This window comes from Isoptericola variabilis 225, from assembly GCF_000215105.1.
Taxonomy (GTDB): Bacteria; Actinomycetota; Actinomycetes; order Actinomycetales; family Cellulomonadaceae; genus Isoptericola; species Isoptericola variabilis_A.
Genome location: NC_015588.1, coordinates 363,734 through 382,468 on the forward strand (window position 1 = coordinate 363,734; position 18,735 = coordinate 382,468).

Consider the following 18,735-nt stretch of genomic DNA (forward strand, 5'->3'; position numbering starts at 1 on the left):
AGCGTGAGCACCACGCACCCCTCGCCGCGCCGGAGAGGGTCGGCCACCGCCGCCCTGCTCGCGGCGCTCGCCCTGCCCGCCTCCGCCGCGCTCGCGGCGCCTGCCGTCGCGGTCCCGTCGGTCGACGCCCCGGTGGTCATCGACGAGGTCTACGGGGGCGGCGGCAACAGCGGCGCCGTCCTCGACCGGGACTACGTCGAGCTGCACAACCCGACGGACGCGCCGGTCTCGCTCGACGGCTGGTCGATCCAGTACGGCTCCGCGACGGGCACCGCGTGGGCCTCCCAGACCGACCTCACCGGCGTGATCCCGGCGGGCGGCTCGTTCCTCGTGGGGCAGGCCTACGGCAGCAACCGCGACCTGCCCGACCTGCCGACGCCGGACGTCGAGGGGTCGATCGCGATGTCGGGCACGGGCGGCAAGGTCGCGCTCGTCAGCTCGACGCAGCGCCTCACCTGCCTCGGCGCCGCGTGCGCCGACGCCACCGACGTCGTCGACCTGGTCGGCTGGGGCGCGACGACGAACACCTTCCTCGGCTCGGGTCCGGCGCCCGGCACGACCAACGCCACCGCGGTCGCGCGCGTCGAGCACGCCAACACGGTCGACAACGCGGCCGACTTCCGCGCCGGCGTGCCGGACCCGCAGAACAGCGGCTCGACGGGCGGCGGCGAGGACCCCGACCCGGAGCCCGAGCCCGGCGAGGTCGTGCCGATCGCGGAGATCCAGGGCACGGGGGCGGCGTCGCCGCTCGTCGGGCAGACGGTCACGACCCGCGGCGTCGTCACCGCCGCGTACCCGACCGGCGGCTTCGACGGCGTCTACGTCCAGACCGAGGGCACGGGCGGGGACCCGGCCGACGACCCGACGCCCGGTGCGTCCGACGCCGTCTTCGTCTACTCGTCGGCCGCGGCGCAGCAGCTGCGCATCGGCGACCACGTCGAGGTCACGGGCCAGGTGCACGAGCACTTCGGCCTGACGCAGGTCTCGGCGACGAGCTGGACCGTGCTCGACGAGCCGGCGCAGGAGGTCAAGCCCACCACGACCACCTGGCCCGCCACGGAGGCCGAGCGTGAGGCGCTCGAGGGCATGCTGCTCGCACCGCAGGGCGACTTCACGGTCACCGACAACTACTCGACCAACTACTACGGCACGATCGGCCTCGCGGCCGGCACGACGCCGCTCGTCCAGCCGACCTCGGTCGGCCGGCCGCTGTCGCCCGAGTACCACGCCCAGGTGGCCGACAACGCGGCCCGGGCCGTGCTGCTCGACGACGGCGCGACGACGAACTACTCGACGTCGGCCAACAGCTCCAAGCCGCTGCCGTGGCTCACCGGCGGCGACCCCGTCCGCGTGGGTGCCGCGGTGACCTTCACGACGCCGGTCATCCTCGACTACCGCTACGACGCGTGGGCGTTCCAGCCGCTGACGCACCTGACGCCCGACGTCGCCGACACCGTCCAGCAGGCGGTGTTCGAGGACACGCGTGAGGCGAGCCCGGCCGACGTCGGGGGGAACCTGCGGGTCGGCACGTTCAACGTGCTCAACTACTTCACGACGACCGGCGACCAGCTGTCGGGCTGCACGTACTACACCGACCGCGTGGGCGACCCCGTCACCGTGCGCGGCGGCTGCCTCGCCCGCGGCGCGGCCGAGGCGGAGGACCTCGAGCGCCAGGAGGCCAAGATCGTCGCCGCGATCTCGGGCCTCGGCGCGGACGTCGTCGCGCTCGAGGAGATCGAGAACTCGGTCCACTTCGGCAAGCCGCGCGACCAGGCGCTGTCCGACCTCGTCGACGCGCTCAACGAGCACGACGGCGCGGGCACGTGGGCGTACGTCCCGTCGCCGGCCGAGGTGCCCGCGGACGAGGACGTCATCCGGAACGCGTTCGTGTACCGCACGGCGGCGGCCGAGCCGGTGGGCGAGTCGCGGATCCTCGTCGGGTCGGACGCCTTCGTCAACGCGCGCGAGCCGCTCGCGCAGGTGTTCCAGCCCGCGGGCGGGGTCGACGCCGACACGGGCGACGACGTGCTCGTCGTGACCAACCACTTCAAGTCGAAGGGCTCGGCCGGCCCGTGGCCCGGCGACGCCGACCAGGGCGACGGCCAGGGCGCGTCGAACGAGTCGCGCGTGCGCCAGGCGACCGCCCTGCTCGCGTTCGCGGACGAGGTCGCGGCCGACGCCGGGACCGACAAGGTGCTGCTCGTCGGCGACTTCAACGCCTACGAGAAGGAGGACCCGATCGTCGTGCTCACCGACGCCGGGTACACCGACCTCGGCCCGGCCACGGGCAAGTACACGTACATGTTCGAGGGCAAGGTCGGCTCGCTCGACCACGTGCTCGCCTCGCCCGCCGCGGCCGAGGTCGTGACCGGCGCCGACATCTGGAACATCAACGCGTACGAGCCGATCGCCAACGAGTACAGCCGCCACAACTACAACGTCTCGCTGCTGTACGACACGACGCCCTTCCGGTCGTCCGACCACGACCCGTTCCTCGTGGGCCTCGACCTGGCGCCCTCGGCGCCCGCGTGGGACGCCGGCACGGTCTACGTCGCGGGCGACCGCGTCGTGCACGACGGCGCGGCCACGACGTGGACGGCGTCGGGCCTCTACGTGCGTGGTGACGTCGTCGTGCACGAGGGGCACCTGTGGGAGGCCCAGCGCCGCAGCCGCGGCGTCGAGCCCGGCACGAGCAACGCCTGGGCGGGCCTCGGCGCGGCCTGACCCTCGCGAGGGGAGCCCGGCGCGCGGCCGGGCTCCCCTCGCGCGCGGGTAGGCTCGTCGGGTGAGCAGCACGACCCCCGACCGCCCCGCCGACACGACGCCCGCGACGCCCGACGCGGTCCTGGACGCCGAGCGCGGCACGGCTCCGGACGCGGCGCCCGGCACGCCCGAGGCGCCGGCCGGGCCCGAGGAGCACCTGCTCGTCGACCCCGCGCGCGTGCGCCGTGCGCCGAAGTTCGGGGCGTTCTTCACCGTCGGCGTGGTCGTCGGCCTCGTGGCGGGCCTGTGGCTCGGCACGTGGCTCGTGGACGTCGCCGAGGGAAGCTTCCCGATGCTCAAGCCGGGGGTGTTCGTCGTGGTCGTGGTCGCCGCGACCACGACCGTCACGACGCTGCTCGCGGGGCTCGCCGCCGTCGTCGCCGACCGCCGGAGCCTGCGCGGCCGCTGACACGGCCCCTGTGGGATACTCGTGCCATGCCCCTGCGCCCTGACGGCCGCCTCAACCACGACCTCATGCCCGGCGAGAAGGGCCCCCAGGACGCGTGCGGCGTCTTCGGAGTCTGGGCGCCGGGCGAGGAGGTCGCGAAGCTGGCGTACTTCGGCCTGTACGCCCTGCAGCACCGTGGGCAGGAGTCCGCGGGCATCGCCACCAGCAACGGTGAGCAGATCCTCGTCTACAAGGACATGGGCCTCGTGTCCCAGGTGTTCGACGAGACCGCCCTCAACGCCCTGACCGGCCACATCGCCGTCGGGCACTGCCGCTACTCGACGACCGGCGGCGTGACGTGGGAGAACGCCCAGCCCACGCTCGGCGCCACGGCGGCCGGGACGGTCGCGCTCGGCCACAACGGCAACCTCACCAACTCCGCCGAGCTCGTCAACCTCGTCGCCGAGCGCTACGGCGCGCAGCGCCGCGGCGAGCTCGCGCGCGGCAACACGACCGACACGGCGCTCGTGACGGCCCTGCTCGCGGGCGACGCCGACCACACGCTCGAGCAGACGGCGCTCGAGGTCCTGCCGCGCCTGCGCGGTGCGTTCTCGCTCGTCTTCATGGACGAGCGCACGCTCTACGCCGCGCGCGACCCGCAGGGCGTCCGCCCGCTCGTGCTGGGCCGTCTGCAGCGCGGCTGGGTCGTCGCGTCCGAGACGCCGGCCCTCGACATCGTCGGCGCGTCCTACGTGCGCGACGTCGAGCCGGGCGAGCTCATCTGCATCGACGCCGACGGGCTGCGCTCGACGAGGTTCGCGGAGCCGGAGCGGGCCGGCTGCGTTTTCGAGTACGTCTACCTCGCGCGCCCCGACAACACGATCAACGGGCGCTCCGTGCACGCCGCCCGCGTCGAGATGGGCCGCGCGCTCGCCCGCGAGCACCCCGTCGAGGCCGACCTCGTCATCCCCACGCCCGAGTCGGGCACGCCCGCCGCGGTAGGGTACGCGGCCGAGTCCGGCATCCCGTTCGGCCAGGGCCTGACGAAGAACGCCTACGTCGGCCGCACCTTCATCCAGCCCTCCGACACGCTGCGCCAGCTCGGCATCCGCCTCAAGCTCAACCCGCTCAAGGAGGTCATCCGCGGCAAGCGCCTCGTCGTCGTGGACGACTCGATCGTGCGCGGCAACACCCAGCGCGCGCTCATCCGCATGCTGCGCGAGGCCGGGGCCGCGGAGGTGCACGTGCGCATCTCGTCGCCGCCCGTGAAGTGGCCGTGCTTCTACGGCATCGACTTCGCCTCGCGCGCCGAGCTCATCGCCAACGGCCTCGCGGTCGAGGAGATCGGGCAGTCGCTCGGAGCGGACTCGCTCGGCTACATCTCGCTCGAGGGCATGATCGCCGCGACCGAGCAGCCGTCGTCGCAGCTGTGCACGGCCTGCTTCACCGGCAAGTACCCGATCGAGCTGCCGTCCGCCGACCAGCTCGGCAAGCACCTGCTCGAGCAGGCCGAGCTGCCGCTCGGCGCCCCGGAGGACGGGCTGCGCCAGCTGTCCGTCGGCGCCGGCGCGTCCACCGCCCTCGACCACCCCTGAGCCCCCGACCGCAGGAGCCCCGTACGTGACTTCCGAACCGCTGACCTACGCCGCCGCCGGGGTCGACACCGAGGCCGGTGACAAGGCCGTCGAGCTCATGAAGGACGCGGTGCGGCGCACGCACGGCCCGGCCGTGCTCGGGGGAGTGGGCGGCTTCGCCGGCCTCTACGACCTGTCGGCGTTCCGGCAGTTCCGCCGGCCGCTGCTCGCGACGTCGACCGACGGCGTCGGCACCAAGGTGGCGATCGCCCAGGCGATGGACGTGCACGACACGATCGGCTTCGACCTCGTCGGCATGGTCGTCGACGACATCGTCGTGGTCGGTGCCGAGCCGCTGTTCATGACCGACTACATCGCGACCGGCAAGGTCGTGCCCGAGCGGATCGCCGACGTCGTGCGCGGCATCGCGCGCGCGTGCGAGGTGGCCGGCACGGCCCTCGTGGGCGGCGAGACCGCCGAGCACCCCGGCCTGCTCGCGCCGGACGAGTACGACGTCGCCGGCGCGGCGACCGGCCTCGTCGAGGCCGACGCGGTGCTCGGCCCGGAGCGCGTCCGCCCGGGCGACGTGCTGGTCGCCATGGCGTCGAGCGGTCTGCACTCCAACGGCTACTCGCTCGTGCGCGCGGTCGTGAAGCACGCGGGTTGGGAGCTCGACCGGCACGTCGACGAGTTCGGCCGCACGCTCGGCGAGGAGCTGCTGGAGCCGACCCGCGTGTACGCGAGCGACGTGCTCGCGCTGGCCCGTGACGAGGCCGCGCAGGTGCACGCCCTCACGCACGTGACCGGCGGCGGGCTCGCGGCGAACCTCGCGCGCGTGCTGCCCGCGGGGACAGTCGCGACGGTCGACCGCGCGTCGTGGGAGGTGCCGCCCGTGTTCCGCGTCGTGCGCGAGCTCGGCGGCGTGCCGCGCGGCGACCTCGAGAACACGCTCAACCTGGGCGTCGGCATGGTCGCCGTCGTCGCCGCCGACGGCGCGGACGCGGCGCTCGCCCGGCTCGAGGCGCTCGGCGTGCCGGCCTGGACGCTCGGCACGGTCGACGTGCTCGACGACGCGGCGGCGGGCGAGGACCTCGTCAGCGGCACCAAGGGCGTGCACGGCGGCGCCGTGCGGCTCGTGGGCGACTACCGCTAGGACCCGCGCACGCACGAGGGGCCGGACGGCTGACGCCGTCCGGCCCCTCGTGCGATCACGTGCCCAGGAGAAGCGCGGGGTGGGAGGTCAGCGCTCGTCGTCCCACGCGGTGTACTGGTTGTCGAACTCCGCATCGTCACCGGTGCCCCAGCGGTCCTCGGTGGCGACGTCGGTCCGGCTGCTGCGACCACGGAGCTCTTGCTCCAGTGCGTGGTAGTTCGTCTCGGGGCTGTAATACTTCAGCGCGCGAGCGACCTTGGTCTGCTTTGCCTTCTGACGGCCGCGGCCCATGGCTCCGACCCCCTCAACGTAGGAGCGGGGCGGCGACGTTCCCTGACGCGCGGCCCCGGAGAAAGTTTCGTCTGTTCAGACTCCAACGGTACATGGTCGCGAGCCATTCCCTCCACTCCGAGCGGTGTGGCGATCGCATCCGTGCGTCGCGGGCCTGGCCCGACGGCGGGGCGGGCCCTGGCGGGCGTGACCGGACTCACACGGCCCCCGTCGTGATCTGGACAGACTGGACGGACCAGCCCTACGGGGTGCCGCCGTCGAAAGCGGGTGAATCCCTTGCGATCAAGTCGCCTCAATCCTACTTTCTGCCCACAATAGATCGACGGGACCGAGTCGGATGCCGGGCGCCGCCCGCGTCGGTCCCGTGGCAGGGAGGTGCAGGGATGACGCTCCACGGGGAATCCGAGGATCTGCTCACGCCTGCAGAGGTCGCCAGCCTGTTCCGCGTCGACCCGAAGACGGTCACGCGGTGGGCCAAGGCCGGCAAGCTGTCCTCGATCCGTACGCTCGGCGGGCACCGCCGGTACAAGGAGTCCGAGGTCCGGGCGCTGCTCGGCGCGGCCTCCGAGGAGGCCGAGCCTCAGGACAAGTGAGGGCGGGCGCGTCCCGCGGCGACGACGCCGCTCACCGGCGCAGCGCGCGCGTCACGGCGACGGCCACGACCGTCGCGGTGAGCGCGACCACGCCCAGGAGGATCTTGGCGTTCCGGGACCGCCGCGCGTCGCCGGACGGCAGCCCGCCGCCCGTGACGAACGTGCCGGCGTCGGACGCCGCACGGCGCGTGCTCTGCGCGAGCTGAGCGGCCTGGTACGACGGCGAGAGCCGGGTCGTGAGCGCGTCGAGCGTCGCCGCCACCTCGGCGCGGCTGCGGACCACCTCGGCCTCGAGCTCGCGCCGCGACATCGGCGGCCGCGCGACGGCGGCGTCCTGGGGCTGGTTCTCCGTCACCGGTGCATCCCCTCCTTGACGGCCGCGACGTCGTCCTTGACGCGGTCGATCGTCTCCGGCTTGGTCGCCGCGCGCTGGAGCACCTTGAGCCCGACGAACGCCAGGGCGCCGGCGGCGAGCATGAGCACGACGCCGATCACGAGCGCCGAGAGCCACAGGGGCCAGGCCTCGGCGAGACCGAAGACGGCCGCCCACAGCAGGATCCCGACGGCGTAGAGCACGATGACGGCGGCCACGACGGCCAGCCCGATCCCGATCGCCGAGCGCTTCGCCCTCTCGGCGACCTCGGCCTTGGCGAGCGCGATCTCCGCGCGCACGAGGCGCGTCGCCTGCTCGGACAGCTGCTCGACCAGGCGGCCCATGCTGGGCGGCCGGTCGGCGGGCGGCGGAGTGCGCCCGTCGTCCCAGTCGGTCATCCCGTGCTCCGATCCCGAGGTGGTGCTTGTGCGGTCCACTCAACCCGTACCTGCTGGTCCAGGCAATTCAGAGGGGTCCGCGTGTCCGAGAACGACGAAACCCCCGGGCGCTGCCCGGGGGTTTCTGAGGTGGCTCCGACCGGCGTCGATCCGGTGACCTTTCGATTTTCAGTCGAACGCTCTACCAACTGAGCTACAGAGCCGTGACACGAACGCCCGGGGCGCCGTTGCCGACGAACCGGGCGCGTCATGCGCGACCCTGACGGGACTTGAACCCGCGACCTCCGCCGTGACAGGGCGGCGCGCTAACCAACTGCGCTACAGGGCCATGATCGGTGGACCTCCCGACCGGAGGGGCTCGTTCGAGCCGAGAAGAAGCGTACCCCATGGTCGGCGTGATCCTGAAATCGGCCGCTGACCTGCGCGAACGCCCCTCCCCGTGGGCGCCGGGGCGCCCGTGGAGTACCCCCAACGGGATTCGAACCCGTGCTACCGCCGTGAAAGGGCGGGGTCCTAGGCCGCTAGACGATGGGGGCCGGACGACCGCAAGCATACCGGGGGAGCCGGTCCGCTCCCGGACCGGGCAGGATGGTCCCCGTGGTGGTCGAGATGAGTCGCGACGAGTTCGAGGACGCCGTCCGCGACGGCCTGGACATGGTGCCGGCCGACCTGGCGGCGCTCATGGACAACGTGGTCGTGCTCGTCGAGGACGACGCGCCCGCCGAGGAGCCCGAGCTCCTCGGCCTCTACGAGGGCGTCCCGCTCACCGAGCGCGGGCAGTTCTGGGCCGCGGGCTCGCTGCCCGACCGCATCACGATCTTCCGCAACCCGACGCTCGCCATCTGCGACACGCGCGAGGACGTTGTCGAGGAGGTCGCGATCACCGTCGTGCACGAGATCGCGCACCACTTCGGCATCGACGACGACCGCCTCCACGAGCTCGGCTGGGCCTGACCGCGAGGTAGCGCTCCGGCTCGCGAGGTAGCGCGCGAGCTGGCGAGGTAGCGCTCGGGCTCGCGAGGTAGCGCGACCTCCGTCCGCGTTCGTCACCTTCCGGCGGCCGATCACGGACGAACAGAGACGGAGATGCCCGACGCCGGTACCGACGTCGGGCATCTGCGCTACTTCGGCGAGCGACGCGCTACCTCGGCGGGCTGTGCGCTACCTCGGCGGGCTGTGCGCTACTTCGCGGAGGGGCGCGCTACTTCGGCGGGCTGTGCGCTACCTCGTCAGGGGAGGGGCGTGTACTCCCAGTGCCATGCCTCGGGCTTCTTGCCACCCGGACGGGCCCAGTCGGGGTTGTCCCAGCCGAAGGCGGGGGCGTTGGCCCGCAGCCACTCGTACTGCGCGGTGCCGAAGCTCTGCACGCCGCCGCCGAGGTCGACCGCGACGCCCCAGCCGTGGTTGGAGTACCCGGGGACGGCCGCGAGGTAGCCGCGGCTCGCCTTCGTCGCGACCTGCGACGAGTACGACCGGTAGGAGTCGGTGATCTCGAGGTGCCGGCCGAACGCCGCCTGGAACGCGGTGTCGAGGCGCTCGAGCTGCGCGGCCGCGTCGCAACGCAGCGTCTGCCCGGGCGCGAACGACAGCTCGCACAGCGCGGCGGTCGGGATCCGGCCGTTGGAGTAGCCGGCGGTGTCCTTGGCGTGCACGGCGAGGGACGCGGCCGCGGTGGCCGCGGCCTTCTTCTGCTCCTCGAGGATCTCGGCCGGCGTCGGGGGAGCGGCCTCGATGTCGACGGCCGCCGAGGCAGCCTGGTCGAGCAGCGTGCGCAGCGAGGTCGTCGCCTCGCTGAGCTGCGCGGACGGGTCGGCGGACGCCGCCTCGGGGGCGGCCTGCGGCGTGGCGTCGAGCGGTGCGCGCTCGCCCGCGCGCGACGCGGTGCCGGAGGTGTCGCGGGTCTCGAGGAGCTGGTGCACCGCGGCGACCTGCTGCTCGATCTTGGCGAGCTGGTCGGCGGGGACGGCCACGGCGTCGGCCGTGAGCACGGACGCCCGCTGGAGCGTCGCCTGCGCGGCCGCGAGCGCCTCGGGGTCGACGCCGGACGCCGGCTCGGCGGTCCGCTGCGTCGGCTCGGGCGCCGGCGAGGCCTCGGGCGAGGGGGTCGCGGGGGCGGTGCCGACGCTCGGCTCGGCGGTCACGGCGCGCACCAGCGAGGGGGTGCCGGCGCCCGTCGCCGCGCTCACGCCGGTGGCGAGGCCGGTCGACAGCGCCATCACGCCGAGCGCGGCGGGGACGCCCAGGCGCGCGCCGCGTCCGGTAGCGCGTCGCGCCGGGATGCGGAATGCTCGGCCGGAGGGCCGGTGGATGTCACGGCGCCGGGGGAGCGGCGCGGCATCGTGGTTCTGGTTCACGCGGAGGTCCTTCGGGGTCGCCTCAGGTTCGGTGGAGGTGCCTCCTGCGTCGAAGGCTTGTTCCAGCGTCAACTACCCGAGCAGGTGCTCCCGACCATCCGCTTGACGATCGGTCACGAATCCCGTGCGAGGTCTGGGGACGGTTCGTGAAGACCGGGACATCCTTCGCGCATCTCCGGCCCGTTCGATAACGATCCGGTATCGGTCCGGATCCTGGACGCGACCGTCCCACGGGAGGCGGTGTAAAGGGTGCCCGGTGTGCCGCCGTCGAACACTGCTCGGGTGAGCAACGCACCCGTGACCGTGTCGATCCACCGCGTCGTGAGCCCCGAGCGCGTCCCGGAGGTGACGGCGTGGGTGCAGGCGGGCGTGCAGCTCGCCAACCGGTGGGACGGCTTCCTCGGCTCGGGGTGGATCCGCGTGGCCGAGGGCTCGAGCGACTGGATCATGCTCTACCGCTTCGCCGACGCCGAGCGGCTCGAGGCGTGGGAGAGCTCGCCCGAGCGCAAGGAGTGGCTCGCGGAGGGCGCGGGGCTCGTCGAGGAGCGCCGGGTCGAGAAGCGCACCGGCATCGAGGGCTGGTTCGACGCGCCGAGCCGGCAGGACGAGCCGGCCGGTCCGCCGCTGCTGCCCGCACCGCCGCGCTGGAAGCAGTCGGTGGCGATCTGGCTCGGCTTCTTCCCGGTCAACCTCGTGTTCACGGTCCTCGTCGGCTGGCTCGTGCCGGCGTTCGCGGAGCTGCACGTGGTGCTGCGGGTGCTGGTCTCGACGGCGGTGCTCACGCCGGTCATGTCGTTCTGGGTCCTGCCGTGGGTCACCGCCCGGCTGAGCGGGTGGCTGCACGCCCCGCCGCGCGCCCGCCGGACGTGACGGACGTCGCGCTCGCGGCGAGCGCCCTCACAGTGCCCGTCCAGGCGGGTCTCCCTACTGTGGAGGCATGCTCACCGACACCGACACCAGCGACATCGACGCGACGGTGGAGTCGACCGCCAGCCTGGCGGTGACCCTCGCGTGGGCCGCCGGCGCGGTCGTGGCGGCGTACGTGCTCGCGACGGTCGTGTCCGTCGTCGTGCGGATGCTGGGACGGCGCAACCCGCTCCTGCGCGACCTGTCGGTGCACGTGCGCCGGCCGATGCGCGCGGTCCTCGTGGTCGTGGCCCTGTGGCTCGCGGTGCGGTTCTCCGCGCACACCGGCGAGCCCTGGTACCCCGTGGTGAGCCACGCGCTCGTCATCATGACGATCGTCGCGCTCGCCTGGCTCGTGGGGGCGATGGTGTTCGTGGTCGAGGACCGCGTGCTCGACCGCTACAGCACCGACCGTGTCGACGACCGGCACGCCCGCCGCGTGCGCACCCAGGTCACGCTCTTGCGGCGCATCACCGTGGCCGTCCTCGTGGTGTGCGCGATCGCCGCGGTGCTCCTGACGTTCCCCGGCGCCCGCACAGCCGGCGCGAGCCTCCTCGCCTCGGCGGGGCTCGTCTCGATCGTCGCGGGCCTCGCCGCGCAGTCGACGCTCGCCAACACGTTCGCCGGCATGCAGATCGCGTTCACTGACGCCATCCGCGTCGACGACGTCGTCGTGCTCGACGGCGAGTTCGGCCGCATCGAGGAGATCACGCTCACCTACGTCGTCGTCCACGTCTGGGACGACCGGCGGCTCATCCTGCCGTGCACGTACTTCACGACCACGCCGTTCGAGAACTGGACCCGACGCGCGGCGGACCTGCTGGGGACCGTCGAGATCGACCTCGACTTCCGGGTCCCGTTCGAGCGGCTGCGGGCCGAGCTCGACCGGCTGCTCGAGGAGACGTCGCTCTGGGACCGGCGCACCGGCGTCCTCCAGGTGACCGACGCGACCGACGGGCACGTGCGCGTCCGTGCGCTCGTCAGCGCCCGCGACGCACCGACCCTGTGGGACCTGCGCTGCTACGTGCGCGAGGGACTCGTCGACTGGCTGCAGCGCGAGGCGCCCGACGCCCTGCCGCGCACGCGGCTGGAGGGTCCGGCCGCGGACGCTCTCGCCGAGATCGAAGGCGAGCCCGGGCCCGAGGCCGAGCCCGAGACGGAGGCCGGGCCCGAGACCGCGGCCGGCGAGCGCGGGACCACGACGGCGCCGCGCCGCGGGCGCGGCGCCGCGGCGGCGCCGGCGCTCGTGCCCGAGCGGGCCCCGGTACGCGACCGGAGCCTGCCCGCGCCCGTGCGCTCGAGCGTCCGGGCGGCGTCGCCCGCCGACCCCACGATCCTGCTCGGGACGGTCGAGCCCGCGCCCGCGGACGCCACCCGCGTGCTGTCGCCCGAGGAGGCCGAGCGGGTCCGCCGGCACGGGGCCGAGGCGTCGGCGCTCTTCAGCGGCAGCGCCGCGGCCGAGGCGCGGGCCGAGCGCTTCCACGGGCCGGGCCGGGAGGCGATCGAGGAGCGCGAGCAGACGGCCGAGCGCAACCTCGGGCACACGGGTGAGATCCCCGCTGGCGAGCTGCGGCGCCCCCGCGGCGTCGCACCCGACTCGGGCGAGGGCGGCCCCACGCGCGGCCCGGGCGAGGCCGACGGCGACGGCGACGGCTAGGCCGACGTCCCGCCCGGTGCGACGCGCCGTCCCGAGTCCGCGAGCCAGCCGCGCAGGTGCTCGGGCCGGTCGGTGATGATGCCGTCGACGCCGGCCTCCACCAGGTCGGCCCACGCGGTGGGCTCGTTCTCCGTCCACGCCATGACCCGGCGGCCGTCGTCGTGCAGGCGCTCGACGAGCGTGCGGTCCGCGCGCACCGCCGCCGACGACGGGTTGACCGTGAGGACGCCGAGCTCGGCCGCCAGGCCGACGGCCTCCGGACGGTCGTCGTCGACCAGCAGGCCGCGGGGCAGGTGCGGGGCGACCTCGCGGAGCGCCTCGAGCGTGCCGGGCGAGAAGCTCTGGGCGACCGTGCGGTCGCCCACGCCGGCCGCGTCGACGGCGCGTGCCGTGACCGCCACCTGGGCGGTCGTCCACTCGCCCTTGTACTCGACGAGGATCCCCAGCTCGGGCCGGGACACGGCGAAGCGGAGGATCTCCTCCAGGCGCGGGACCGGCTGGCCGGCGAACGCGGGCGAGAACCAGGACCCGGCGTCGAGCGCCCGCACCGCGGCGTACGTCAGCTGCCCGACCTCGCCCGAGCCGTCGGTGGTCGCGTCGACGGTGGAGTCGTGGATGACGACCGCGACGCCGTCGGCGGTGAGGTGGAGGTCGAACTCGATCGCGTCCGCGCCCGCGCGCCAGGCGGCCTCGAACGCGGCCAGCGTGTTCTCCGGTGCCGCGCCGCTCGCGCCGCGGTGACCGACGACGCTCGGTCTGCCTTCCGGGCCGAACGCCGGGGGCAGCGGCCGGACGGGAGCCGGGACCATCGCATCGCTCCTCTCGCGGGCTTCCGATGGTACGGACGAGGCACCGGGGGAGGAACCGTCGGTGTCGCGTTTCGCCCGCGGCCGGGCCGCTGTTCACCCGCTCGGGCCGGGTTCGGGCCTGGCGGGGCGAGGTGCGACCATGTGCGCCATGACCGTTCGCACCCACCACGTTCCCGGGCGCCGGGCGCGCGCCGGCGCGCTGCTCGCCACGGGCGTCCTCGTGCTCGCCGGCTGCACCGGGCAGGCGGACGACCCGTCCGCGGCCGCGACGCCGTCGGCCACGCCCTCGGTCGCGACGGGAAGCCCCGTGCCCGACGACGGTCCGCTCGACCGCGACCAGGCGTGCGCGGCGATGTACGTCGACGGGGGCACGCCGCTCGAGCGGCGCGTCGGCGACGCGCTCCTCGACGTGAGCGAGAGCTTCGACACCGCGGCCGCTGCCGAGATGCACGACCTGGCGCGCGACCTCGGGCGCCTGCAGGAGCGCGTGCCCGACGAGTTCGGCGCCGCGCTCGACCAGGTGCGCGTCCCGTTCGTGCAGATGCAGGAGCACCTCGACACCGGGGGCGACGGCAGCGTCGATCTCGACGTCGCGTCCGCGGTCGACGGGCTCAAGCAGTACCGTGAGCTCTGCTCCTGATCACTCCGTCGGGGGGATCGAGCCGAACGTCGGCTCGCCCGTCGAGCGGTAGCTCGCGAGCACGACGCCGGACCCGCTCGTCCGCGCGGAGACCAGCTCGAGGCTGCGCGGCACCTGCCCCTCGGGGAAGACGCGGATCCCGGAGCCGAGGACCACGGGGAAGATCGCGATCCGGTACTCGTCGACGACGTCGAGCGCCGCGAGCTGGTTGACCAGCGACGGGCTCCCGTGCACCTGCACCTCGTCGCCGGGCGCGGCTTTGAGCTCCTCGACGGCGGCGCGCAGGTCGGAGTGGAACGTCGTGCCGGCCCAGTCCGACGTCGTGCGCGTCCGGGACACGACGTGCTTGGGGTTGCGGTTGAGCCCGCCCGCGACGACCGGGTCCTCCTCGGCGTCGGCGTGCGGCCAGAACGACTCGAACAGGTCGAACGTGCGCCGGCCCAGGAGGTACGCGTCGCCACGGCGGAACGTCTCGTCGACGAACGCCGCGACGTCGTCGTCGAAGTGCGGGACGAGCCAGCCGCCCTTGTCGAAGCCGCCCGAGCGGTCCTCGTCGGGCGCGCCCGGCGCCTGGGCGACGCCGTCGAGCGTGATGAACGTGAAGGTCGTGAGTCGCATCGCTTCCTCCTCGCGTCTGTGGGGGGTGGGGGTCGGTAGGTCCGCCCGGTAGACGGCGACGCCGGCCGCGACTCATCGGTGGCCCCCCAGGGGATCGAACCCTGAACCCGCGGATTAAAAGTCCGCTGCTCTGCCAGTTGAGCTAGAGGGCCGCGGGCAGCACACTTCAGTCGGGAAAGCCTAAGAGACTGGGGAGGGGACAACCCCAGCCGACCGGTGCTGGCCGCCTGGGACAGCCTACGCGGCGCCGTGGACCGTCGGTGGCCGTCCGTCCATGTGGTTCGTCCGTCGGGTCCCGTCGCTCGTGGTGAAGGTGACGTCGGCTGTCGTGTTTCTCAACTGATGACGCGCTTCGAAAGGCAGGACGATGTTCCGCGTCCAGGTGCGGCTGCCCCCAGGCAGCACAACGGGCTGCTCCATCTCCAAGCTTCGGCGTGGCGCGTCAAGAACGCCGTCGTAATGGCGGCGTTGGACCGCAAGGCCGAACTGAAGCTCGACTACGACGTCGCGGATGGGGAAGTGGCCGGGATTCTGTACGGTGACTTCGTACTTCCAGAGTCCAGTGCCGTCGCCGTGAGGCTGGTTGGGGACGGACCGGGGGTGCCAGGCCACCGCGACCGCATCGAGCTCGGCTCGCTTCTTGTCTATCCGCTCCCGGACCGCGTGCCGGTACTCCCTGATCGCGAAGAAGACGCCGACGCCTGCGATGGCGGCGGCCGCAACGCTGATCCAGTCCGCGATGCTCATGAGCCACTTGCGTTACTTGGCACCTCAGGGGCTGCCGCGACGGCAGCGAACTCCTCGAGCGCAGCGTTCAGGTCCCCGACGATCTCGCTGGCGAGGATCTCCGCCGCTGGGAGGTGGTCGAGGTCCTCGAGGGACTGGTCGCGCTGCCACGTGATATCGAGGTTGAGCCCCACGCCGCGATCACGCAACTGAAAGGCGTGGGCCCAGATTTTGTCGATCAGGCGGCGGTCGTCAGACAACAGGAAGCTCTTTCTCTGAACCGAAGACTCAGGCGTCAGCCGCGTCGGCGACAACCAGAACCGGCGTGAGCGGGATGCGCGAGCGCCAGCGTTCCGCCAGTTTGGTGTAGTTCTCCAGCACGAGGCTCACAACGTCCTCACCGGAGACCAGCCGCAGGCCCGGGCGCTGACGCTCGATTGAGATCGCTTCTCTGCTGTACGAGCCGAGCGTCACGAACAGCAGGTACTCGCCCTGGCCTTGGGTGCCGATAAGTTGTTGCACCTCGGGAGCGCCGACAGTGGTGGTCAGGTGCTTGCACTGCACCTTGATTTGCGGTGGTTCGACGCCGAGCGGGTCGCGGTGCGCGATCACGTCCACACCACCGTCCTGGGAGTACTGAGTGACTCGTGCCTGATAGCCCAGCGCTCGCAGCAGGTCTGCGGTGAACTCTTCGAACTCGCCATGGGTCAACGCCTTGTGGAGTGTTTCGAGAACGAAGTCGCGCGTGTGCCGTTCGATTCGCGAGGCGCGTGGCTCGTCGATCGAGTCCTCGTCCGGTTCGGTCTGGGCGACAGCCTCAACGACCTTCGTGACGACGTCGACCGACTCCTCGGTTGTGTTGAGCGCGGCGAAGAACTCATCGGCGTGCTTCCGAATCCGAAAGATGGTCAGGAACGCGCCGAGCTCGTACAGCGCCGGCTGGGTGAACACCGTCCGCGAGAGGCCGACCTTTCGCCATTGGACCGGACGGCGATGGCGGTGCGTCGGGGCGTCCGCCGCGTACTGGTAGGCGCCGGTGATCACGCCGATGTTGATCGTGCTGTCTGGCTTGTACGGCGCGACGACGACGTCTCCTGGCTGCATCTCGTCCCTAAGTCGGGACAGGACCCCGGCCCAGCCGGCGATCGCGCGCGGCTTCGCGTCGGGACTGACCCGCGAGAGTTCGTCCTTCAGACCGTCTCGACCGCCTGGAATCTCTCGCAGGTCACGGACGGAATCCCACCCAATGCTTATGAAACCACCCTCAACGAGCTCGGTCGTCAGCGTGTCGTTGTGCACGCCCCAGATTGCGGTCATCCGGCTACGGCCTCCAGTTCGGTTGTTAGGTGCTCAAGGGCTCGCGGGACGTCTGGCAGCTTCGAGCTGGGCGTCGGGGACGCGGGCACACCGCTCTGCGGGCGGCGGGAGTGCGGCATAGCGACACGGTAATGCGGCTTGTTGCTCCCGGCGTGTGATCAGGGCGGGTGTGGGGGTGAAAACGGGCGGGTGTAGGGGCCGTATCACCTCCTTTGCTGCGCCTGGGTCGGCGGAAGGAGGGTTTCGCTTGGGCCGGTACCATCGAACGGTGCGGCGGAAAGCCCTTACCGGCGCGGACGAGCGTCTCCTCGACGGATCACGACCGGTCCGGAGCCTGCTGCGCCTGCTGCGGCGGCACCCGCGCCGGCTCGCGCTGGCGCTGTACGCGTTCGCCGTCAAGGAGGTCCCGCTCTGGTTCCTGCCGGTCATCACGGGCGCGGTCATCGACGTCGTCGCGTCGGGCGGCAGCGTGCGGTCGGTGCTCCTGTGGTTCGCGCTCGCCGTCGTGCTCCTGGCGCAGAACTACCCCCACCACATCCTGTACACGCGCAGCTTCATGACCGTGGTGCGGGACACCGGCGTGACGCTGCGCAACGCGCTCGTCGCGCGCCTCCAGTCGCTGTCGATCGGGTATCACACGCGCGCCAGCGCGGCGGTCGTGCAGAGCAAGGTCGTGCGCGACGTCGAGAACGTCGAGCTCATGCTCCAGCAGGTCACGCACCCGCTGCTGTCGGCGACCATGGTCCTCGTCGGCGCGATCACCATGACGGCGCTCAAGGTCCCCGAGTTCCTCCCGGTGTACGCGCTGTCCATCCCCGTCGCGCTGCTGATCCGGCGCACGATGGCCCGGCGCTCGCGGTCGCGCAACGAGGCGTTGCGGCGCGAGATGGAGGGCTTCGCGTCGACGGTCGGCGAGATGGCGTCGCTCATCCCGGTCACGCGGGCGCACGGGCTCGAGCAGACGGCCGCGACGCGCGTCGCCACCGGAGCCGACGGCGTGCGCCGCGCCGCGCTGCGGCTCGACATGCTCAACGGGCGGGTCGCGTCCGTCTCGTGGGTCGCGATGCAGCTGCTCGGCGTGTGCTGCCTGACCCTCGCCGCGGTGATGTCCCTCACGGGGTTCGTGCCCGTGACGCCCGGGGAGGTCGTGCTGCTCTCGACCTACTTCGGGCTCCTCACCCAGGGCCTGACCCAGGTGCTCAACCTCGTGCCGGTGACCGCGCGCGGCGTCGAGTCGCTGCGGTCGGTCGCCGAGGTGCTGACCGAGCCCGACCTGGAGCAGAACGAGGGCCGCGACGTCGTGCGGGACGTCCGCGGCCACCTCCGGCTGGAGCACGTCTCGCACCGCTACCCCGACGCGTCCCAGGACGCGCTGCGCGACGTCGACCTCGAGATCCGCGCGGGCGAGACGGTCGCGTTCGTCGGAGCCTCGGGCTCGGGGAAGTCGACGCTCCTCAACCTCGTCCTCGGGTTCGTGCGTCCCACCGGCGGGCGGATCCTGCTCGACGGCGCGGACATGGCCACGCTCGACCTGCGGTCGGTGCGGCGCTTCGTGTCGGTCGTCCCGCAGGAGTCGGTGCTGTTCGAGGGGACCGTCCGGGAGAACGTGGCGTACGGCCTCGGCGACGCGTCGGACGAGCGCGTCCTCGCGGCGCTGGGCGACGCCAACGCGCTCGAGTTCGTCCAGGCCATGCCCCAGGGCTGGGACACGGTCGTCGGCCAGCGCGGCGCGCGGCTGTCCGGCGGGCAGCGGCAGCGGCTCGCGATCGCCCGCGCGCTCGTGCGCGACCCCCGGATCCTCTTCCTCGACGAGGCGACGAGCGCGCTCGACCCCGAGGCCGAGGTGGCGGTGCGCGACGCGCTCGACCGGCTCATGCGCGGCCGGACGACGCTCGTCGTCGCGCACCGGCTGTCCACGGTCCGCGGCGCGGACCGCATCGTCGTGCTCGACCGCGGCCGCGTCGTCGAGGTGGGATCCCACGCCGAGCTCCTGCGCCGGGGCGGCCGTTACGCCGCGCTCCACGCCGCGCAGGAGGGCGGACTGTCCGCCTGACCACCGCCGACGGCCGCACCGGGCGGGTCGCCGCCCGGGAAGGTCACAGGACGGTCACGGAGGGCAACCTATAGGCCTCTCTGCACGCCTGTCGCGCGATGTCTCAGCGAGCGGGAGGTTTT

The 18,735-nt window shown here is 72.9% G+C and carries 19 protein-coding genes and 4 tRNA genes; 10 read left to right on the forward strand and 13 right to left on the reverse strand.

The window, feature by feature from the left end; all coding sequences use genetic code 11:
* Positions 1-3: 3 nt before the first annotated feature.
* From ISOVA_RS01730 to purM, 4 genes are all read left to right on the forward strand, one after another.
* Positions 4-2,724: an ExeM/NucH family extracellular endonuclease gene (locus tag ISOVA_RS01730; RefSeq protein ID WP_013837540.1), complete on the forward strand. Its 2,721-nt coding sequence runs from the start codon at positions 4-6 to the stop codon at positions 2,722-2,724.
* A gap of 61 nt (positions 2,725-2,785) precedes the next feature.
* Positions 2,786-3,172, forward strand: a complete 387-nt coding sequence (locus ISOVA_RS16655) for a hypothetical protein (protein WP_013837541.1) — start codon at positions 2,786-2,788, stop codon at positions 3,170-3,172.
* Positions 3,173-3,198: 26 nt separating this feature from the next.
* Positions 3,199-4,746: an amidophosphoribosyltransferase gene (gene purF / locus ISOVA_RS01740; RefSeq protein WP_013837542.1), complete on the forward strand. Its 1,548-nt coding sequence runs from the start codon at positions 3,199-3,201 to the stop codon at positions 4,744-4,746.
* 25 nt (positions 4,747-4,771) lie between these two features.
* Positions 4,772-5,878 (forward strand): phosphoribosylformylglycinamidine cyclo-ligase, encoded by a 1,107-nt coding sequence (purM, locus tag ISOVA_RS01745; RefSeq protein ID WP_013837543.1) that lies wholly within the window; start codon positions 4,772-4,774, stop codon positions 5,876-5,878.
* Positions 5,879-5,965: 87 nt separating this feature from the next.
* Here the strand turns inward: purM and ISOVA_RS01750 are convergent, their stop codons facing one another.
* Positions 5,966-6,169, reverse strand: a complete 204-nt coding sequence (locus tag ISOVA_RS01750) for a DUF3073 domain-containing protein (RefSeq protein WP_013837544.1) — start codon at positions 6,167-6,169, stop codon at positions 5,966-5,968.
* A 383-nt stretch (positions 6,170-6,552) separates the two neighbouring features.
* Here ISOVA_RS01750 and ISOVA_RS01755 point away from each other — a divergent pair, with 383 nt between their 5' ends.
* A complete protein-coding gene (locus tag ISOVA_RS01755) occupies positions 6,553-6,762 on the forward strand; it encodes a BldC family transcriptional regulator (RefSeq protein WP_013837545.1) in 210 nt (69 codons plus the stop codon).
* A 31-nt stretch (positions 6,763-6,793) separates the two neighbouring features.
* On the opposite strand, the gene ISOVA_RS01760 is transcribed toward ISOVA_RS01755, so the two are convergent.
* The 5 genes from ISOVA_RS01760 to ISOVA_RS01780 form a co-directional block, all read right to left on the reverse strand.
* Positions 6,794-7,117, reverse strand: a complete 324-nt coding sequence (locus tag ISOVA_RS01760; protein ID WP_013837546.1) for a DUF3618 domain-containing protein — start codon at positions 7,115-7,117, stop codon at positions 6,794-6,796.
* Positions 7,114-7,533, reverse strand: a complete 420-nt coding sequence (locus ISOVA_RS01765) for a phage holin family protein (RefSeq protein WP_013837547.1) — start codon at positions 7,531-7,533, stop codon at positions 7,114-7,116. The genes ISOVA_RS01760 and ISOVA_RS01765 overlap by 4 nt, the downstream gene beginning before the upstream one ends.
* A 130-nt stretch (positions 7,534-7,663) precedes the next feature.
* A tRNA-Phe gene (locus ISOVA_RS01770) sits at positions 7,664-7,736 on the reverse strand.
* Between the two features lie 51 nt (positions 7,737-7,787).
* Positions 7,788-7,861 (reverse strand) — tRNA-Asp (locus ISOVA_RS01775).
* Positions 7,862-7,996: 135 nt separating this feature from the next.
* A tRNA-Glu gene (locus ISOVA_RS01780) sits at positions 7,997-8,069 on the reverse strand.
* Positions 8,070-8,121: 52 nt separating this feature from the next.
* Between ISOVA_RS01780 and ISOVA_RS01785 the strand changes: the two genes are divergently transcribed.
* Positions 8,122-8,487, forward strand: coding sequence for a metallopeptidase family protein (locus ISOVA_RS01785; protein ID WP_391540487.1), 366 nt, complete (start codon positions 8,122-8,124; stop codon positions 8,485-8,487).
* Between the two features lie 275 nt (positions 8,488-8,762).
* Here ISOVA_RS01785 and ISOVA_RS15875 read toward each other — a convergent pair whose 3' ends face one another.
* Positions 8,763-9,887 (reverse strand): M15 family metallopeptidase, encoded by a 1,125-nt coding sequence (locus tag ISOVA_RS15875; protein ID WP_013837549.1) that lies wholly within the window; start codon positions 9,885-9,887, stop codon positions 8,763-8,765.
* 282 nt (positions 9,888-10,169) lie between these two features.
* Between ISOVA_RS15875 and ISOVA_RS01795 the strand changes: the two genes are divergently transcribed.
* Complete coding sequence (locus ISOVA_RS01795) at positions 10,170-10,757, forward strand: antibiotic biosynthesis monooxygenase (RefSeq protein WP_041294738.1); 588 nt, start codon at positions 10,170-10,172, stop codon at positions 10,755-10,757.
* Between the two features lie 67 nt (positions 10,758-10,824).
* Positions 10,825-12,450, forward strand: coding sequence for a mechanosensitive ion channel family protein (locus ISOVA_RS01800; protein WP_013837551.1), 1,626 nt, complete (start codon positions 10,825-10,827; stop codon positions 12,448-12,450).
* Here ISOVA_RS01800 and ISOVA_RS01805 read toward each other — a convergent pair.
* Positions 12,447-13,259: a glycerophosphodiester phosphodiesterase gene (locus ISOVA_RS01805; RefSeq protein WP_013837552.1), complete on the reverse strand. Its 813-nt coding sequence runs from the start codon at positions 13,257-13,259 to the stop codon at positions 12,447-12,449. The two genes, ISOVA_RS01800 and ISOVA_RS01805, sit on opposite strands and share 4 nt — an antisense overlap.
* Before the next feature lie 148 nt (positions 13,260-13,407).
* Between ISOVA_RS01805 and ISOVA_RS01810 the strand changes: the two genes are divergently transcribed.
* Positions 13,408-13,899: a hypothetical protein gene (locus tag ISOVA_RS01810; RefSeq protein WP_041294739.1), complete on the forward strand. Its 492-nt coding sequence runs from the start codon at positions 13,408-13,410 to the stop codon at positions 13,897-13,899.
* Here ISOVA_RS01810 and ISOVA_RS01815 read toward each other — a convergent pair whose 3' ends face one another.
* The 5 genes from ISOVA_RS01815 to ISOVA_RS01835 form a co-directional block, all read right to left on the reverse strand.
* Complete coding sequence (locus ISOVA_RS01815; protein ID WP_013837554.1) at positions 13,900-14,517, reverse strand: dihydrofolate reductase family protein; 618 nt, start codon at positions 14,515-14,517, stop codon at positions 13,900-13,902.
* 79 nt (positions 14,518-14,596) lie between these two features.
* A tRNA-Lys gene (locus ISOVA_RS01820) sits at positions 14,597-14,669 on the reverse strand.
* 85 nt (positions 14,670-14,754) lie between these two features.
* On the reverse strand, positions 14,755-15,264 hold the full coding sequence (locus tag ISOVA_RS01825) for a hypothetical protein (protein ID WP_013837555.1): 510 nt from the start codon (positions 15,262-15,264) through the stop codon (positions 14,755-14,757).
* Positions 15,261-15,503, reverse strand: coding sequence for a hypothetical protein (locus tag ISOVA_RS01830; RefSeq protein ID WP_049788209.1), 243 nt, complete (start codon positions 15,501-15,503; stop codon positions 15,261-15,263). Before ISOVA_RS01830 ends, ISOVA_RS01825 begins: the two co-directional genes overlap by 4 nt.
* 28 nt (positions 15,504-15,531) lie before the next feature.
* Entirely contained in the window at positions 15,532-16,560 is a 1,029-nt protein-coding gene (locus tag ISOVA_RS01835) for a restriction endonuclease (protein WP_013837556.1), read from the reverse strand.
* Positions 16,561-16,828: 268 nt separating this feature from the next.
* Here ISOVA_RS01835 and ISOVA_RS01840 point away from each other — a divergent pair, with 268 nt between their 5' ends.
* Complete coding sequence (locus ISOVA_RS01840; RefSeq protein WP_041294740.1) at positions 16,829-18,613, forward strand: ABC transporter ATP-binding protein; 1,785 nt, start codon at positions 16,829-16,831, stop codon at positions 18,611-18,613.
* Positions 18,614-18,735 lie beyond the last annotated feature (122 nt).

Coding starts and splice junctions, on each gene's coding strand:
- ISOVA_RS01825 (WP_013837555.1), bottom strand. CDS start 15,264: ATGAGCATCGCGGACTGGATCAGCGTTGCGGCCGCCGCCATCGCAGGC.
- purF (WP_013837542.1), top strand. CDS start 3,199: ATGCCCCTGCGCCCTGACGGCCGCCTCAACCACGACCTCATGCCCGGC.
- ISOVA_RS01835 (WP_013837556.1), bottom strand. CDS start 16,560: ATGACCGCAATCTGGGGCGTGCACAACGACACGCTGACGACCGAGCTC.
- ISOVA_RS01765 (WP_013837547.1), bottom strand. CDS start 7,533: ATGACCGACTGGGACGACGGGCGCACTCCGCCGCCCGCCGACCGGCCG.
- ISOVA_RS01810 (WP_041294739.1), top strand. CDS start 13,408: ATGACCGTTCGCACCCACCACGTTCCCGGGCGCCGGGCGCGCGCCGGC.
- ISOVA_RS01785 (WP_391540487.1), top strand. CDS start 8,122: ATGGTCCCCGTGGTGGTCGAGATGAGTCGCGACGAGTTCGAGGACGCC.
- ISOVA_RS01750 (WP_013837544.1), bottom strand. CDS start 6,169: ATGGGCCGCGGCCGTCAGAAGGCAAAGCAGACCAAGGTCGCTCGCGCG.
- ISOVA_RS01755 (WP_013837545.1), top strand. CDS start 6,553: ATGACGCTCCACGGGGAATCCGAGGATCTGCTCACGCCTGCAGAGGTC.
- ISOVA_RS01815 (WP_013837554.1), bottom strand. CDS start 14,517: ATGCGACTCACGACCTTCACGTTCATCACGCTCGACGGCGTCGCCCAG.
- ISOVA_RS01800 (WP_013837551.1), top strand. CDS start 10,825: ATGCTCACCGACACCGACACCAGCGACATCGACGCGACGGTGGAGTCG.
- ISOVA_RS01805 (WP_013837552.1), bottom strand. CDS start 13,259: ATGGTCCCGGCTCCCGTCCGGCCGCTGCCCCCGGCGTTCGGCCCGGAA.